The sequence below is a fragment of the Streptomyces sp. NPDC055955 genome (assembly GCF_042270245.1).
Classification (GTDB): Bacteria; Actinomycetota; Actinomycetes; order Streptomycetales; family Streptomycetaceae; genus Streptomyces.
The window spans coordinates 128,126-144,812 of record NZ_JBHJYS010000020.1; the positions used below are offsets into that span (position 1 = coordinate 128,126).

Sequence of the window (16,687 nt, forward strand, 5' to 3'; positions counted from 1 at the left end):
AAGTCCCGGTAAAGGCTCGCGCGTACCACGCCACTGTAGACGTTGCCTATACCTGGCTCTTCGTGGGGGTGGGTTCGTGTTTCGGAGCACCCCAGATGAGCGGTCGCGCATTCACTTGTCGAGCGGCACGGATGCCTGTCAGGAGGCGGATTCCGGCCCGGCCCGGCAGTCTGGATTGAGTCGAAAAAATGCGAGTACTCGCAGGGGTAGGCTCGACAACAGCCGGTGAGCCCATCATCACCGGCATTCGACATGTGGAGAGGAGCCCTGACCCAGGGTGAGCACCAAGCCGACCACCACAGACCTCCAGTGGACCGAGTTGGACCAGCGGGCCGTTGACACCGCTCGCGTCCTGGCCGCGGACGCCGTACAGAAGGTCGGTAACGGCCATCCGGGTACGGCGATGAGCCTGGCACCGGCCGCGTACACCCTCTTTCAGAAGGTGATGCGGCACGACCCGGCGGACGCCGACTGGCTCGGGCGCGACCGGTTCGTGCTGTCCGCGGGACACTCGTCCCTGACCCTCTACATCCAGCTGTACCTGGCCGGTTTCGGCCTCCAGCTCGATGACCTGAAGGCGTTCCGGACCTGGGGCAGCAAGACCCCGGGGCACCCGGAGTACGGGCACACCACGGGCGTGGAGACGACGACCGGGCCGCTCGGCCAGGGTGTCGCCAACGCCGTGGGCATGGCGATGGCCGCCCGTTTCGAGCGCGGGCTGTTCGACCCGGAGGCCGCCCCCGGCACCTCCCCGTTCGACCACCACATCTTCGCGATCGCCGGCGACGGCTGCCTCCAGGAGGGCATCTCCGCCGAGGCGTCCTCGATGGCCGGTCACCAGAAGCTCGGCAGCCTCGTCCTCCTGTGGGACGACAACCACATCTCGATCGAGGGTGACACGGAGACCGCGGTCTCCGAGGACACCATGAAGCGGTACGAGGCGTACGGCTGGCACGTGCAGCGCGTGGAGCCGAAGGAGAACGGCGACCTCGACCCCGAGGCCCTGTTCGCCGCGATCGAGGCCGCGAAGGCCGAGACGGAGCGTCCGTCCTTCATCGCGATGCGCTCGATCATCGCCTGGCCCGCGCCGAACGCGCAGAACACCGAGGCCGCGCACGGCTCGGCGCTCGGCGACGACGAGGTCGCGGCCACCAAGCGCGTGCTCGGTTTCGACCCGGAGAAGTCGTTCGAGGTCGCCGACGAGGTCATCGCGCACACGCGCGAGGCCCTGGACCGCGGGCGCGAGGCGAAGGCCGAGTGGGAGAAGTCGTTCGCCGCCTGGCGCACGGCCAACCCGGAGCGCGCCGCCGAGTACGACCGCATCGAGGCGACCGACCTGCCCGAGGGCTGGGAGTCGCACCTGCCGACCTTCGAGACCGGCAAGGGTGTCGCCACCCGCGCCGCGTCCGGCAAGGTCCTCCAGGCGCTCGGCCCGGTCATCCCCGAGCTGTGGGGCGGCTCCGCCGACCTCGCGGGCTCGAACAACACGACGATCGACAAGACGTCGTCGTTCCTGCCGGCGGACAACCCGCTGCCGGAGGCCGACCCGTACGGCCGCACGATCCACTTCGGCATCCGCGAGCACTCGATGGCCGCCGAGATGAACGGCATCGCGCTGCACGGCAACACCCGCATCTACGGCGGCACCTTCCTGGTGTTCTCCGACTACATGCGCAACTCGGTCCGTCTGTCGGCCCTGATGCACCTGCCGGTCACGTACGTGTGGACGCACGACTCGATCGGTCTGGGCGAGGACGGTCCGACACACCAGCCGGTCGAGCACCTGGCGGCGCTGCGCGCGATCCCCGGTCTGAACGTCGTCCGCCCCGCGGACGCCAACGAGACCGTGATCGCCTGGCGCGAGATCCTCAAGCGGTACACGAAGGTGTTCGGCAAGGGCGCTCCGCACGGCCTCGTGCTGACCCGCCAGGGCGTGCCGACGTACGAGGCGAACGAGGACGCGGCCAAGGGCGGTTACGTCCTGCTCGACGCCGAAGGGCCCGACGGACAGAGCGCCACGCCGCAGGTGATCCTCATCGGTACCGGTTCCGAGGTGCAGCTCGCCGTCGAGGCGCGTGAGCAGCTCCAGTCCGACGGGATCCCGACGCGGGTCGTGTCCATGCCGTCGGTGGAGTGGTTCGACGAGCAGGACCAGGAGTACAAGGACTCGGTCCTGTCGCCGTCGGTCAAGGCGCGCGTCGCGGTCGAGGCCGGTATCGGTCTGACGTGGCACCGCTTCGTCGGTGACGCCGGACGGATTGTTTCGCTGGAGCACTTCGGTGCCTCCGCCGACGGCAAGGTCCTCTTCCGGGAGTTCGGCTTCACCGGTGACGCCGTGGCCGCGGCCGCCCGGGAATCCCTCGCCGCAGCCCAGCGCTGACGCTCATATACGACACGTAGGAGATGCATTTTCCATGACAGACGCACTGAAGCGCCTCTCCGAAGAGGGCGTCGCGATCTGGCTGGACGACCTGTCGCGCAAGCGGATCACCTCCGGCAACCTCGCCGAGCTGATCGACCAGCAGCACGTCGTGGGCGTCACGACCAACCCGTCGATCTTCCAGAAGGCGATCTCGCACGGTGACGGTTACGAGCAGCAGCTCGCCGACCTCGCCACCCGCAAGGTCACCGTCGACGAGGCCATCCGCATGATCACGACGGCGGACGTCCGTGACGCCGCCGACATCCTGCGTCCGGTCTTCGACGCGACCGAAGGCCAGGACGGCCGCGTGTCGATCGAGGTCGACCCGCGCCTCGCCCACGAGACGGCGGCCACCGTCGCCGAGGCCAAGCAGCTGGCCTGGCTGGTGGACCGTCCCAACACGCTCATCAAGATCCCGGCGACGAAGGCGGGCCTGCCCGCGATCACCGAGGTCATCGGCAAGGGCATCAGCGTGAACGTGACGCTGATCTTCTCGCTGGAGCGCTACCGCGAGGTCATGGACGCGTACCTGGCGGGTCTGGAGAAGGCGAAGGCCGCGGGCCTGGACCTCTCCAAGATCCACTCGGTGGCGTCCTTCTTCGTGTCCCGTGTGGACTCGGAGATCGACAAGCGCCTGGACGCCCTCGGCACCGACGAGGGCGTCCAGGCGCTCAAGGGCAAGGCCGCGCTGGCCAACGCCCGTCTCGCCTACGAGGCGTACGAGGAGGTCTTCTCCTCCGACCGCTGGGCCGCGCTCGACAAGGCGCAGGCCAACAAGCAGCGCCCCCTGTGGGCGTCGACCGGCGTGAAGGACCCGGCGTACAAGGACACCCTGTACGTCGTGGACCTGGTCGCGCCCGGCACCGTCAACACCATGCCGGAGGCCACGCTCGACGCGACCGCCGACCACGGTGAGATCACCGGCAACACGATCGCCGGGACGTACGACCAGTCCCGCACGGAGATCGCGGCTGTCGAGAAGCTCGGCATCTCGTACGACGACGTCGTGCAGGTGCTCGAGGACGAGGGCGTCGACAAGTTCGAGGCGTCCTGGAACGACCTGCTCAAGTCGACCGAGGCGGAGCTCCAGCGCCTCGCCCCTTCGGAGGGCTGAGATCTTGACCCCAGTTCATGGAGCGAACCCGCTCCGTGACGCCGCAGACCGACGGCTCCCGCGTATCGCGGGGCCGTCGGGCCTGGTCATCTTCGGTGTCACGGGCGATTTGTCCCGTAAAAAGCTGATGCCTGCCGTTTATGACCTCGCCAACCGGGGTCTGCTTCCGCCGGGCTTCTCACTGATCGGCTTCGCCCGACGCGAATGGGAGGACGAGGACTTCGCGCAGGAGGTGCACGACGCGGTCAAGGAACACGCGCGTACACCGTTCCGCGAGGAGGTCTGGCAGCAGCTCGTCCAGGGCATGCGCTTCGTCCAGGGCAACTTCGACGACGACGACGCCTTCGAGCGCCTGAAGTCGACGATGCAGGAGCTCGACAAGGCGCAGGGGACGGGCGGCAACTTCGCCTTCTACCTCTCCGTGCCGCCGAAGTTCTTCCCGCAGGTCGTGCAGCAGCTGAAGAAGCACGGCCTCGCGGACGCGCCCGAGGGTTCGTGGCGCCGCGCGGTCATCGAGAAGCCGTTCGGCCACGACCTCGAGTCGGCCAAGGAACTGAACGCGATCGTGCACGAGGTGTTCGCCCCGGACCAGGTGTTCCGGATCGACCACTACCTCGGCAAGGAGACCGTCCAGAACATCCTGGCCCTGCGCTTCGCCAACACCCTCTTCGAGCCGATCTGGAACCGGAGTTACGTCGACCACGTGCAGATCACGATGGCCGAGGACATCGGGATCGGCGGCCGCGCGGGCTACTACGACGGCATCGGCGCCGCCCGTGACGTCATCCAGAACCACCTCCTCCAGCTCATGGCCCTCACCGCCATGGAGGAACCCGCCTCCTTCGACGCGGACGCGCTCGTCGCCGAGAAGGCCAAGGTGCTCGGCGCGGTCCGGCTGCCCAAGGAGCTCGGCGAGCACACCGTCCGCGGCCAGTACGCGGCCGGGTGGCAGGGCGGCGAGAAGGCCGTCGGCTACCTCCAGGAAGACGGCATCGACCCCAAGTCGAAGACCGACACCTACGCGGCCATCAAGCTGTCGGTCGACAACCGCCGCTGGGCGGGCGTCCCGTTCTACCTGCGCACCGGCAAGCGCCTCGGCCGCCGCGTCACCGAGATCGCCGTCGTCTTCCAGCGCGCGCCCCACTCCCCCTTCGACCACACGGCGACGGAGGAGCTCGGCCAGAACGCGATCGTCATCCGCGTCCAGCCGGACGAGGGCATCACGGTCCGTTTCGGCTCCAAGGTGCCCGGCACCTCCATGGAGATCCGGGACGTGTCGATGGACTTCGCCTACGGCGAGTCGTTCACGGAGTCGAGCCCGGAGGCGTACGAGCGGCTGATCCTGGACGTCCTGCTCGGCGACTCGAACCTCTTCCCGCGCACGGAGGAGGTCGAGCTGTCCTGGAACATCCTCGACCCGATCGAGAAGTACTGGGACAAGCACGGCAAGCCGGCCCAGTACCCGTCCGGCACGTGGGGGCCCGCCGAGGCGGACGAGATGCTCGCACGAGACGGACGGAGCTGGCGCCGGCCATGAAGATCGACCTCACGGACACCACGTCCAGCAAGATCAACAAGGCGCTCATGAAGGGCCGCCGCTCCATCGGCACCCCCGCCGTCGGCATGGTGCTCACCCTCGTCATCGTGACCGACGAGGAGAACGCCTACGACGCGCTGAGGGCCGCCAACGAGGCGTCCCGCGAGCACCCCTCGCGGACCCTCGTGGTCATCAAGCGCGTCTCCCGTTCGCCGCGCGACCGCACGACGTCGCGGCTCGACGCCGAGGTGCGGGTCGGCGCGGAGGCGGGGACCGGTGAGACGGTCGTCCTGCGGCTGTACGGCGAGGTCGTCAACCACGCCCAGTCGGTCGTCCTGCCGCTGCTCCTGCCGGACGCCCCGGTCGTGGCCTGGTGGCCGGTGAACGCGCCGCTCGACCCGGCCAAGGACCCGCTGGGCGCGCTCGCCCAGCGCCGCGTGACGGACACCTACGCGGCGGAGCAGCCCAACGACGAGCTGGAGGCCCGCGCCGGCGCCTACACGCCCGGTGACACGGACCTGTCGTGGACCCGGATCACGCCGTGGCGCTCCATGCTCGCCGCCGCTCTCGACCAGGTGACCTGCAAGGTCAACTCGGTCGAGGTGGAGGGCGAGGAGTTCAACCCGAGCTGCGAACTGCTCGCCATGTGGCTCGCGGGCCGGCTCGACGTGCCGGTCAAGCGGTCGCTGTCGTCGGGCCCCGGCCTGACGGCCGTGCGCATGCAGACGGACTGCGGCGCCATCGTGCTCGACCGCCCGGACGGTTCGCTGGCCACGCTGTCGATCCAGGGCCAGCCGGACCGCGCGGTGGCCCTCAAGCGCCGCGAGACGTCCGAGCTGATCGCGGAGGAGCTGCGCCGTCTCGACCCGGACGACACCTACGCGGCCGCGCTGAGGTTCGGCGTGGACCGGCTCGGCGGCCCGGCGGACCGGGCGACCGCGACGGACGGGCAGCAGCCCGCGGCCGACGCGGCCGCGCCGGCCACCGCTTCCGCCCCCGCGAAGAAGGCGGCGGCCAAGAAGGCGCCCGCCAAGTCCGCCGCCAAGAAGTCCACTTCGAAGGCGGCCGCCAAGTGATGAGCACGGCACCCCAGTTGGTGGTGCACCGCGACAAGGAGCTGATGGCCCAGGCCGCCGCGGCCCGGCTCATCACGAAGATCGTGGACGCCCAGGCCGCCCGCGGCTACGCGTCCGTCGTCCTGACGGGCGGGCGCAACGGCAACGGACTCCTGGCCGCCCTCTCGGCCGCTCCCGCCCGGGACGCGGTCGACTGGACGCGGCTCGACCTGTGGTGGGGCGACGAGCGGTTCCTGCCGGACGGCGACCCCGAGCGGAACTACACGCAGGCGCGCGAGGCGCTCCTCGACTCGGTGCCGCTGAACCCGGACCGGGTGCACCCGATGCCGGCTTCGGACGGCCCGTACGAGGTGGACGCCGCCGCGCAGGTGTACGCCGCCGAACTGGCCGCCGCGGCGGGGCCGGAGGACCACGGTCCGGTGCCGACGTTCGACGTCCTGATGCTGGGGGTCGGCCCGGACACGCATGTCGCGTCGCTCTTCCCCGAGCTGCCGGCGGTCCGGGAGACCGAGCGCACCGTCGTCGGTGTGCACGGCGCGCCGAAGCCGCCGCCCACCCGCATCTCGCTCACGCTCCCGGCGATCCGGGCCGCCCGTGAGGTGTGGCTGCTCGCTGCGGGCGAGGACAAGGCGGAGGCCGCGGCCATCGCGTTGTCCGGCGCGGGCGAGATCCAGGCGCCGGCCGCGGGCGCGTACGGACGCTCGCGCACACTGTGGCTGCTCGACTCGGCGGCGGCCTCGCAGCTTCCGCCCGAGCTGCACCCGCCGCACGTGGCCTGAGGCTCACCACGCTAGACGGCACGAACGCAGAGGCCCCGCACCGGAGTTGACCGGTACGGGGCCTCTACGCGTGCGCCCTGCGGTAGCTGCTGCCGTCGCGCTCCCGTACGAGCAGCCCGTCGTTCACGCAGTACCTGCGCAGCGCCGAAGTGTCCTCGTGGACGGTGCGGAACGCGTCGTTGACCTCACCCTCGGTGTAGGTGCGCTCGGAGTCGAAGAGCGTGTCCGTGAGGTGGACGAGCAGTTCGTGGCGCACGGTGGCGCGGACGGGGATCGAGGTGAGGCGGCCGCGGGCGAAGAATCCCGTGAGGCGGCGCGGCACGGCGGGATGGATCTCCGCCGGGCGCCCACGACGGAACACGGCGGGGTCCGCCCGCAGCGTTCCGTCCGGCCGTCGCTCGACGAGTCCGGTGGAGACGAGTCGCCCCAGGTGCTTGCGGACGGCCGGGGAGTCCTCGTCGCGGGGCGCCAGCTCGTCCAGCACGATCCGCGCGTAGAGCTTCAGTCGTGCAGGGTCGGCGAGCGCGGACATGAGCTGGTCCATGGGGTCCTTCCGGCAGGTGACGCGACCGGAGCAGTGTCACCCGCCGGGGGCGGCGGCGCACCCCAATTAGATGCGCCGCTCAGGCACTCAACGGCCCCGCAGCTCGCGGTACTTGGCCACCAGCGCCTGGGTGGACGGGTCGAGCCCCGGCACCTCCGCGCCCTCGGTGAGGGCGGGCTCGATGCGCTTGGCGAGGACCTTGCCGAGTTCGACGCCCCACTGGTCGAAGGAGTCGATGTTCCAGACGGCGCCCTGGACGAACACCTTGTGCTCGTAGAGGGCGATGAGCTGACCCAGGACGGAGGGCGTCAGTTCCTTCGCCAGGATGGTGGTCGTGGGGTGGTTGCCCTGGAACGTCTTGTGCGGCACGAGCTCCTCGGGCACGCCCTCGGCGCGGACCTCGGCCGGGGTCTTGCCGAAGGCGAGGGCCTGCGTCTGCGCGAAGAAGTTGGCCATCAACAGGTCGTGCTGTGCGACGAGCCCCGGCAGCAGGTCCGCTGCCGGCTCCGCGAACCCGATGAAGTCCGCCGGGATCAACTTCGTTCCCTGGTGGATCAGTTGGTAGTAGGCGTGCTGCCCGTTGGTGCCGGGGGTACCCCAGACGACGGGACCCGTCTGCCAGTCCACCGGACGGCCCGCACGGTCCACGGACTTGCCGTTGGACTCCATGTCGAGCTGCTGGAGGTACGCCGTGAACTTGGACAGGTAGTGCGAGTACGGCAGCACCGCGTGCGACTGCGCGTCGTGGAAGTTGCCGTACCAGACGCCCAGCAGACCCATCAGGAGCGGGGCGTTCGACTCGGCGGGCGCGGTACGGAAGTGCTCGTCGACGAGGTGGAACCCGTCGAGCATCTCCCGGAACGCCTCCGGGCCGATCGCGATCATCAGCGAGAGGCCGATGGCCGAGTCGTACGAGTAACGGCCGCCGACCCAGTCCCAGAACTCGAACATGTTGGCCGTGTCGATGCCGAAGTCGGACACCTTCTCGGCGTTCGTCGACAGGGCCACGAAGTGCTTCGCCACGGCATCCTGACCGGCCCCCAGACCCGTGAGGAGCCAATGACGCGCGGACGTCGCGTTGGTGATCGTCTCGATCGTCGTGAACGTCTTCGAGGCGATGATGAACAACGTCTCCGCCGGGTCCAGATCACGCACGGCCTCGTGCAGATCCGCACCGTCCACGTTCGACACGAAACGGACCGTCAGATCCCGGTCGGTGAACGAGCGAAGCACCTCGTACGCCATCGCGGGACCGAGATCGGAACCGCCGATGCCGATGTTCACGACGTTCCTGATCCGCCTGCCGGTGTGACCCGTCCACTCGCCCGAACGGACCCTGCCCGCGAAAGCAGCCATCTTGTCGAGGACGGCATGCACCTGCGGGACGACATTCTCACCGTCGACCTCGACCACCGCGTCACGCGGAGCCCGCAGCGCCGTGTGCAGCACCGCCCGGTCCTCGGTCGTATTGATCTTCTCGCCGCGGAACATGGCGTCCCGCAGCCCGAAGACATCGGTCGCGGCGGCGAGCTCACGCAGCAGACGCAGCGTCTCGTCCGTGATCAGGTGCTTGGAGTAGTCGACGTGCAGGTCGCCGACCTGGAGCGTGTAGCCGGAGCCGCGCGCCGGATCGGCGGCGAACAGCTCACGCAGCTGCACGTCTGCGAGTTCTTCCCGGTGCTTGGCGAGCGCCGTCCACTCGGGCATCTGATTGAGCCTGGTACGGCTTTCTGCGTTCATCTCGGACTTCAGCCTTCTCTCGTACCTGAGTACGTACCTTGCCCCGCTGCTTGACCAACCTAATTGATCAGGGCCCGGTATACGGCATCTGTCCGGACCGCTACGGCCGAACGAGTCCGGCCGGACACTTGGGTGTGTCCGGCCGGTGCTCAAGTCCTAGATCTCGCCCCGCAGTTTGGCGAGTGCCTCCGCGAGGATCGCCTCGCCGTCCGCGTCACTGCGCCGCTCACGCACATACGCGAGGTGCGTCTTGTAGGGCTCGGTGCGCGGCGGGTCCGGCGGGTTGTCCCGGTCCTGCCCGGCAGGGAAGCCGCAGCGCGGACAGTCCCAAGTCTCCGGCACCTGCGCGTCGGAGGCGAAGCTCGGCTGCGTCTCGTGCCCGTTGGAGCACCAGAAGGAGATGCGCAGACGCGGCGCGGACTCGCCGCGCTCGGCCTCGCCCATCGGCCCCGCCCCGACCCGACTTCCTCGGATCGCGTTGCCACTTGCCACGGTCGTAACTCCCTGCGTGATGGTGCCGCGGAGCTTGTCGGCGTCTCACTCCGCCGCGGGCGCCTCAGTCTACGTAAGGCCCAACGCGCGTCCAGTGATTGGAGTTACATCCCCGCCCCTAGACGCAAGCCCCATGATAGGCCGCGCCGGAGGGCGCGTACCGAACATGGGGCCTTATGTGCGCGATGTGCAGGTGCGACGGCGTCAGTTGTTGACCTTCATGAGCAGGCCGAGGACGACAATGCACGCGAACCACAGCAGACCGAGCACGATGGTGATGCGGTCCAGGTTGCGCTCGGCGACCGACGAGCCGCCGACGGACGACTGCATGCCGCCACCGAACATGTCGGAGAGACCGCCACCCTTTCCCTTGTGCATCAGCACAAGGAGCATCAGCAGCAGGCTGAAGACGATCAGGGCGATCGAGAACCCCATAACCACGGCTGGTCCCTACTTCCTGGCAATTCTCTCGGACTGAACTGATACGTACTGCGATGTATCCGTACTGCGACTTATACGTGCTGCGGGGGCCCGGTGGAAAGCCACCCGGCCCCCGCAAGGGTACGACGTAACGCCGCTACCGCATACTCACGGCCTGTACGTTCGCCTCAGGGGCGCTCCGTGTCGGTGTCGAGAGCCCGACGCGCCCCCGCGGCTCACTGGTCGCGGAACCGGATGATCTTGACGAACTCGTCGGCGTCGAGCGCCGCACCGCCGACGAGGGCGCCGTCGACGTCGGGCTTCGACATGATCTCCGCGACGTTCCCGGACTTCACCGAGCCGCCGTACTGGATGCGGACCTTGTCGGCCAGCTCCTGGGAGTACAGCTCGGCGAGCTTGCCGCGGATCGCCCCGCAGACCTCCTGGGCGTCGTCGGCGCCGCAGACCTTGCCGGTGCCGATCGCCCAGACGGGCTCGTACGCGATCACGACGGTCTCGGCCTGCTCGGCCGGGATGTCCTTGAGGCCGCCCTCGACCTGCGACAGCGTGTGCGTGACGTGGTTGCCCGCCTCGCGGACGTGGAGCTCCTCGCCGACGCACAGGATCGGGGTCAGGCCGTGCTTGAACGCGGCCTTCACCTTGGCGTTGCAGACCTCGTCGGTCTCGTCGTGGTACTGCCGGCGCTCGGAGTGGCCGACCGCCACGTACGTGCACTTGAGCTTGGCGAGCATCGGGCCCGAGATCTCACCGGTGTAGGCACCGGAGTCGTGGGCCGAGATGTCCTGGGCGCCGTACTTGATCTTGAGCTTGTCGCCGTCGACCAGGGTCTGTACGGAGCGCAGGTCGGTGAAGGGCGGCAGGACCGCGACCTCTACGGCGTCGTAGTCCTTGTCGGCCAGCGCGAAGGCGAGCTTCTGGACGTGGGCGATGGCCTCGAGGTGGTTGAGGTTCATCTTCCAGTTGCCCGCCATCAGCGGCGTGCGGGTGGTCATTGAGGTCAGTCCTCCAGTGCGGCAAGGCCGGGGAGCGTCTTGCCCTCAAGGTATTCGAGGGAGGCGCCGCCGCCGGTCGAGATGTGGCCGAATGCATTCTCGTCGAAGCCGAGGAGCCGGACGGCCGCGGCGGAGTCGCCACCGCCGACGACCGTGAAGGCCGGGGAGTCGAGGAGTGCCTGGGCGACCGCCTTGGTGCCCTCGGCGTAGTCGGGGTGCTCGAAGACACCCATCGGGCCGTTCCAGAACACCGTCCCGGCGTCGGCGAGCTTCGATGCGTACAGCTTGCGGGTCTCCGGACCGATGTCGAGACCCTCCTGGTCGGCCGGGATGGCGTCCGCGGCGACGGTGGTGGGGTTGGCCGGGGCCTTGGTCTTGAGGTCGGGGAAGTCCGTCGAGACCAGGACGTCCACGGGGAGCACCAGCTCGACGCCGTTGTCCTCGGCGCGCTTGATGTACTCCTTGACGGCCGGGATCTGGTCCTCCTGGAGGAGGGAGATGCCGACCTCGTGGCCCTGGGCCTTGAGGAAGGTGTAGGCCATGCCGCCGCCGATGAGCAGGCGGTCGGCCTTGCCGAGCAGCTGGTCGATGACGGCGAGCTTGTCGGAGACCTTGGCCCCGCCGAGCGCGACGACGTACGGCCGCTTGACCTCGTCGGTGAGCCTCTTCAGGACGCCGACCTCGGTGGCGATGAGGTAGCCGGCGTAGTGCGGCAGCCGGGCCGGCAGGTCGTACACCGAGGCGTGCTTGCGGTGCACCGCGCCGAAGCCGTCGCCCACGTAGACATCGGCCAGGGCGGCCAGCCGGTCGGCGAACTCGCCGCGCTCGGTGTCGTCCTTGGACGTCTCACCGGCGTTGAAACGGAGGTTCTCGATGACGGCGACCTGGCCGGGCTCCAGACCGTCCACCGCTTCGTGGGCGGCGGGGCCGACGGTGTCCTGGGCGAACGCGACCGGCTTGCCGAGGAGCTCGGCGAGGCGCTCGGCGGCCGGCAGCAGCGAGAACGCCGGGTCCGGGGCTCCCTTGGGACGGCCCAGGTGGGAGGCGACGATCACCTTGGCGCCCCCGTCGGCCAGGGCCTTGACGGTGGGCAGGACGGCGCGGATGCGGCCGTCGTCGGTGATCTTGCCGTCGGCGAGAGGCACGTTGAGGTCGGCGCGGACGAAGACCCGCTTGCCCTCGACCCCTTCGGCGAGAAGTTCGTCGATCGTCTTCATGGCTGGACTCCTGGACTTCTTGGTTGGGCTGACGCACAACAGGGCCCGGACGGCGCGGCGTTGCGCGGTCCGGACCCTGTGCTCACATCGAGATGCCGACTCTGTGGTTAGAGCTGGCCGCCGACGAAGACAGTGAGGTCGACGAGACGGTTGGAGTAGCCCCACTCATTGTCGTACCAGCCGAGGATCTTCACCGAGTTGCCTTCCTGAACCATGGTCAGGGAGGAGTCGAACGTGCAGGACGCCGGGTCGCCGACGATGTCGGAGGAGACGATCGGGTCCTCGGTGTAGGCCAGGAAGCCCTTGAGGTCGCCGTCCTCGGAGGCCTTCTTGAACGCGGCGTTGACCTCGTCCTTGGTGGTCTCGCGCGCCAGGGTGACGACCAGGTCGGTGGCGGAGCCGGTCGGGACCGGGACGCGCATCGCGATGCCGTCGAGCTTGCCCTTGAGCTGCGGGAGGACCAGGGCGGTCGCCTTGGCGGCACCGGTGGTGGTCGGGATGATGTTCTCGGCGGCGGCACGGGCGCGGCGCAGGTCCGAGTGCGGGAAGTCCAGGATGCGCTGGTCGTTCGTGTACGCGTGGACCGTGGTCATCAGGCCCTTGACGATGCCGAAGTTCTCGTCGAGAACCTTGGCCATCGGCGCCACACAGTTCGTGGTGCAGGACGCGTTCGAGATGACGTGGTCCGTCGCCGGGTTGTACTGGTCCTGGTTGACGCCCATCACGATGGTGATGTCCTCGTCCTTGGCCGGAGCCGAGATGAGGACCTTCTTCGCGCCGCCGGCGATGTGCTTCTCGGCGTCGGCCTTCTTCGTGAAGATGCCGGTCGACTCGATGACGATGTCGACGCCCAGCTCGCCCCACGGGATGTCGGCGGGGTTGCGCTCGGAAAGGACCTTGATGCTGTGGCCGTCGACGGTGATCGTGTCGACGGTGTGCGTGACCTCGGCCTTGAGGCGGCCGAGGATGGTGTCGTACTTCAGAAGGTGTGCGGTGGTCGCGGTGTCACCGAGGTCGTTGACAGCCACGATCTCGATGTCTGCACCCTGCTCAAGCAGCGCGCGGAAGTAGTTACGCCCGATGCGGCCAAAGCCGTTGATGCCTACGCGGATCGTCACGAACCGATCTCCTCGTTGGTACGCCGGTTTTAGACGCCGGCGAGTTGTATGGGATGTCCCCGACCGCCTCCGACCCTACCTCTCCGAAGCCCTCCGGGTGACATTGAGTGGACCCTTGTGCGGCCCGGCGGCCCGTACCGCCCAGTAGGGGTACGGACCGCCGGGATTCCCGCTCATCTGGCGCTTTTTGCGAAAAGTGAGCGGGGTACTTTGTCCGGTTTTCTGCTTGGTGGTTTTCAGCTCCTCAGAGAGGCCAGCGCCTTCCCCACGAGCACGCTCCGCTCGGCCGCCGTGGCGACGTGTTCGAGACCGAATCCGAGGAGCACGGTGTCCTTGGTGCTGACGGCTCCGTATGTCTTGAACAGTTCACCCGCGCGGGCCCAGTCCTTGGTCACGACGGGGCTGCCCGGAGGCGGGCCCGCGACCTTCCAGGCGCCGAAGGACGACTCGAAGCCCTCGGTCTCCTTGGCGGCGCCGCCGATGACGACGGACGCGTTGTCGGCGAGGACACCGTGGCCGCCGCTGCCGGGGTCGGTGATGTAGCTGAGCGAGACCTCGACCGTCCTGCCCGCGTAGGCGCTCAGGTCGAAGGTCACCGGCTTCCAGCCGTCCGAGGCACCCGTGAAGCTGTTCCAGGAACCGGAGGTGCCGGTGGCCGTGCAGCCCGTGCTGCCGGGCGTCAGATAGCGCTTGAGCGCCGGGTGCTCCTTGATCAGGAATCCGGCCTCGCACTCGGCGGGTACGGCGTTCGTGGTGGCGCCGCCGGCCTCGGGCAGCGTCGTCCAGTCCTCGGCGCCCGCCGTGTGCGCCTCCAGCACCGCGTGGTCGTAGCCGGGTTCGGTGTCCCACAGGAGCTGGAACTTCAGGGACGGCTTGTCGGCGGCGGAGACGCCGGTGAGGTCGATGGTGCGGGTCAGGCGCTTCCAGCCGTCGTCGGTGTGCACGGCGGCGGCCATGGAGCTGCCCTCGAACGGGCTGTACGGGTTGGGGGTGCCCGCGTACTCACCGGCGCCCGCACTCGTGAACTGCGGGTAGTCGGCCTTGGACAGCACGTCGGAGGTGGCCTGGTAGGTCGCGGCGATGTTCAGCGGGTTGCCGGGTGCGTCGCCGAGGCCCGCCGCCGCGCCGGTGAGCACGCCGAATCCGGCGAACTTCGTGGCGCCGGGTGTCGACGTACGCGAGTACGCGCCCAGGTAGTACTGACTGAAGTCGTTCGTGGTCGTGTCGCCGATGGCGACGGAGCCGCCCGCCTGCTCACCGGCCTCGATCAGCTTGCCGCCCTCGTTGAGGTAGTCCCGCAGGGCGAGCTGGGTGGTGAGGCCGGGGCGGTCGGCGCCCGTGTAGTGGACGACGGTCCTGAAGTGGTCGAGTACCGCGAGTGCGTCCGGGGCGCCCTGGGTGGCGACGTTCCACACGAGCGGAGTGCGCCCGTTCGCCTTCAGCGCGTCCACGTAGGCCTTCGTCTGCTGGCCTGTGGCGTCGTTCTCGGCGACGACGAGGGTGTCGCCCCTGGGCCGCTCGGCCACGGTGTACGTGAAGTGCTCGCTGGAGGTGCGCTTCCCGGACTTGCCGCGTCCGGTGAACCAGACCTCGACCTTGTCGCCCGGGTCCGCGCCCTCGATCTTCGCGCGGTACGCGTCGAAGTGGAGGTTGTCGTCGCCGCCGTAGGTCTCGCCGCCCTTCCAGGCGCGCAGGTCCTCGTCGTGCGTACGGCCGCCGTCCACGCGGTAGTTGAGCTCCTTGTCGCGCACCGACCTGCGGGCGGTCACCGAGACCTCCTGGTCGGCGCCGCGCGCGTACGAGGTGCCGAAGGCGGCCGGCGTGAAGTCGGGGGCGTCGAGGCCGACCGAGGAGGACGGCCGGTCCGGGTGCGCCGCGGTCTCGGCCACGGAGAGCGCGAACGGGATGTTCTTGACGAACTCCTGCTGGATCAGCTTCTCGTCGTCCGGGAAGGTGAAGACGGACTCGCAGTCCTCGGGGCGCCACTGGTCGTCCGGGTCCACGGCCGACGCGGTCTGGCACTCGCTCATCTCCGGCGTGAACATCCCGGTGCCGTTGACGTTCCCCGCGTGCCCGTCCGCCTCGCCGTTCGTCGTGTACAGCTCGGAGGAGACCTGCGGGTGATAACCGGGAATCGCGGAGTTCTCGGGGGTCCCCGCGAGCGCCTTGTAGAGCACGTCGTCCGGCGTCGGCGTGGCCACCTGCCAGCCCACTCCGTAGAGCAGCAGCTCGGCCGCGGAGTGGTAGTTGATGGCGTACCGGAAGCCGATGCGCTTCTCGAAGGCGTCGAGGGCCTTCGTCTCGGGCTCCGAGCCGGGGCTCGCGCCGCGGTAGGTCTCACTGGCGGGGCTCGGGGACGAACCCTCGTCGTCGTAGCCCCACTTGTAGGCGAAGTTCCGGTTGAGGTCGACGCCGTCGCCTGTGGTGATGGCGCCGTCGCCGTTCACGTCCCGCATGTTCTTGCGCCACTGGCGGTCGCCGTCGGGGTCGAACGTCCAGTCGTACCCGTCGGGGTTCGCCGACAGGACGAACCACATCTCCGTGGAGTCGACGATCTTCTTGATGCGCTTGTCCTTGGAGTAGTTGTCCAAGTAGTAGTGCATCAGACGGCGGGTCATCTCGGGGGTGATCCACTCGCGGGCGTGCTGGTTGGACATGTAGAGCACCGACGGCTTCGCGCCGTCCCTGGTCGTACGGGCGCCCTTGGTGAGCTTGACCGCCAGGATGTCCTTGCCCTGGAGCGTCTTGCCGATGGAGACGACCTTGGTGAGGTCGGGGTGGGCCTGGCCCGTCCTGACGATCTCCTCCTGGAGATTGCCCTTGCCGCTGTACGGACGGAACACCCCGTCGCCCGCGGCCGCCACACGGGCGCGCGCCTTGGCGGAGAGCGTGTGCTCGGTGAGTTCGACGCCCTTCTTCTCCAGCTGCTTCGCCTGCTGGTCGGTGAGGTAGACCTCGACCTCGGCCTTCCCCTTCTCGGGGGCCTGTTCGCCGAGTTCGTGTCCGTCCTGCCCGGCCGCGAGGAGCAGGGGTACCTGCTCCTTCGTGACCTCGGCGCGGAACACCTTGACCGGATCGGCGTCCGATCGGGGTGCACCGCCGCTCTCCGCCCGGGCGACGGGCGTCAGCCCCGCGCCGCCAAGTCCGCCCAGAATGAGTGCCGTCGTGGCGAGGATCGATCTCGCTCTTCGTCTCATGAGCCCCCCTTGCAGTGG

General features: G+C 68.9%; 13 protein-coding genes. 5 read left to right on the top strand and 8 right to left on the bottom strand.

Annotated elements, in window-relative coordinates:
* Positions 1-277 precede the first annotated feature (277 nt).
* From tkt to pgl, 5 genes are read left to right on the top strand one after another with little or no spacing between them, the layout of a single operon-like run.
* Complete coding sequence (tkt, locus tag ACFC96_RS33060) at positions 278-2,380, top strand: transketolase (RefSeq protein ID WP_376258376.1); 2,103 nt, start codon at positions 278-280, stop codon at positions 2,378-2,380.
* Positions 2,381-2,414: 34 nt separating this feature from the next.
* The gene (gene tal, locus ACFC96_RS33065) at positions 2,415-3,536 is read left to right on the top strand and encodes a transaldolase (protein ID WP_376615630.1); all 1,122 of its coding nucleotides are present in this window, start codon (positions 2,415-2,417) and stop codon (positions 3,534-3,536) included.
* A gap of 4 nt (positions 3,537-3,540) precedes the next feature.
* Complete coding sequence (zwf, locus tag ACFC96_RS33070; RefSeq protein ID WP_116502737.1) at positions 3,541-5,073, top strand: glucose-6-phosphate dehydrogenase; 1,533 nt, start codon at positions 3,541-3,543, stop codon at positions 5,071-5,073.
* Positions 5,070-6,149, top strand: a complete 1,080-nt coding sequence (gene opcA, locus ACFC96_RS33075; protein ID WP_376615631.1) for a glucose-6-phosphate dehydrogenase assembly protein OpcA — start codon at positions 5,070-5,072, stop codon at positions 6,147-6,149. Before zwf ends, opcA begins: the two co-directional genes overlap by 4 nt.
* Positions 6,149-6,928, top strand: a complete 780-nt coding sequence (gene pgl, locus ACFC96_RS33080; RefSeq protein ID WP_376258383.1) for a 6-phosphogluconolactonase — start codon at positions 6,149-6,151, stop codon at positions 6,926-6,928. The genes opcA and pgl overlap by 1 nt, the downstream gene beginning before the upstream one ends.
* Before the next feature lie 64 nt (positions 6,929-6,992).
* Here pgl and ACFC96_RS33085 read toward each other — a convergent pair whose 3' ends face one another.
* The 8 genes from ACFC96_RS33085 to ACFC96_RS33120 all read right to left on the bottom strand — a co-directional run bounded on the left by ACFC96_RS33085 (position 6,993) and on the right by ACFC96_RS33120 (position 16,669).
* A complete protein-coding gene (locus tag ACFC96_RS33085; protein ID WP_376615633.1) occupies positions 6,993-7,472 on the bottom strand; it encodes a DUF2087 domain-containing protein in 480 nt (159 codons plus the stop codon).
* A gap of 87 nt (positions 7,473-7,559) precedes the next feature.
* On the bottom strand, positions 7,560-9,212 hold the full coding sequence (gene pgi, locus ACFC96_RS33090; RefSeq protein ID WP_376615635.1) for a glucose-6-phosphate isomerase: 1,653 nt from the start codon (positions 9,210-9,212) through the stop codon (positions 7,560-7,562).
* 156 nt (positions 9,213-9,368) lie between these two features.
* Positions 9,369-9,704: an RNA polymerase-binding protein RbpA gene (locus tag ACFC96_RS33095; protein ID WP_003976875.1), complete on the bottom strand. Its 336-nt coding sequence runs from the start codon at positions 9,702-9,704 to the stop codon at positions 9,369-9,371.
* Between the two features lie 204 nt (positions 9,705-9,908).
* Positions 9,909-10,139, bottom strand: a complete 231-nt coding sequence (gene secG, locus ACFC96_RS33100) for a preprotein translocase subunit SecG (protein WP_100592391.1) — start codon at positions 10,137-10,139, stop codon at positions 9,909-9,911.
* Positions 10,140-10,360: 221 nt separating this feature from the next.
* The gene (tpiA, locus tag ACFC96_RS33105; RefSeq protein WP_376258389.1) at positions 10,361-11,137 is read right to left on the bottom strand and encodes a triose-phosphate isomerase; all 777 of its coding nucleotides are present in this window, start codon (positions 11,135-11,137) and stop codon (positions 10,361-10,363) included.
* A gap of 5 nt (positions 11,138-11,142) precedes the next feature.
* On the bottom strand, positions 11,143-12,354 hold the full coding sequence (locus ACFC96_RS33110; RefSeq protein WP_376258391.1) for a phosphoglycerate kinase: 1,212 nt from the start codon (positions 12,352-12,354) through the stop codon (positions 11,143-11,145).
* Positions 12,355-12,461: 107 nt separating this feature from the next.
* Positions 12,462-13,472 carry a type I glyceraldehyde-3-phosphate dehydrogenase gene (gap, locus tag ACFC96_RS33115; RefSeq protein WP_376258393.1) on the bottom strand — a complete coding sequence of 337 codons (1,011 nt, stop codon included), beginning with the start codon at positions 13,470-13,472 and terminating at the stop codon, positions 12,462-12,464.
* Positions 13,473-13,708: 236 nt separating this feature from the next.
* Positions 13,709-16,669, bottom strand: a complete 2,961-nt coding sequence (locus ACFC96_RS33120) for a M14 family zinc carboxypeptidase (RefSeq protein ID WP_376615636.1) — start codon at positions 16,667-16,669, stop codon at positions 13,709-13,711.
* Between the last annotated feature and the right edge of the window lie 18 nt (positions 16,670-16,687).

Bases quoted from the DNA above. Each gene is read 5' to 3' on its own strand.
- tal (WP_376615630.1), top strand. From the start codon at position 2,415: ATGACAGACGCACTGAAGCGCCTCTCCGAAGAGGGCGTCGCGATCTGG.
- opcA (WP_376615631.1), top strand. From the start codon at position 5,070: ATGAAGATCGACCTCACGGACACCACGTCCAGCAAGATCAACAAGGCG.
- pgl (WP_376258383.1), top strand. From the start codon at position 6,149: ATGAGCACGGCACCCCAGTTGGTGGTGCACCGCGACAAGGAGCTGATG.
- ACFC96_RS33085 (WP_376615633.1), bottom strand. From the start codon at position 7,472: ATGGACCAGCTCATGTCCGCGCTCGCCGACCCTGCACGACTGAAGCTC.
- pgi (WP_376615635.1), bottom strand. From the start codon at position 9,212: ATGAACGCAGAAAGCCGTACCAGGCTCAATCAGATGCCCGAGTGGACG.
- secG (WP_100592391.1), bottom strand. From the start codon at position 10,139: ATGGGGTTCTCGATCGCCCTGATCGTCTTCAGCCTGCTGCTGATGCTC.
- tpiA (WP_376258389.1), bottom strand. From the start codon at position 11,137: ATGACCACCCGCACGCCGCTGATGGCGGGCAACTGGAAGATGAACCTC.
- ACFC96_RS33110 (WP_376258391.1), bottom strand. From the start codon at position 12,354: ATGAAGACGATCGACGAACTTCTCGCCGAAGGGGTCGAGGGCAAGCGG.
- ACFC96_RS33120 (WP_376615636.1), bottom strand. From the start codon at position 16,669: ATGAGACGAAGAGCGAGATCGATCCTCGCCACGACGGCACTCATTCTG.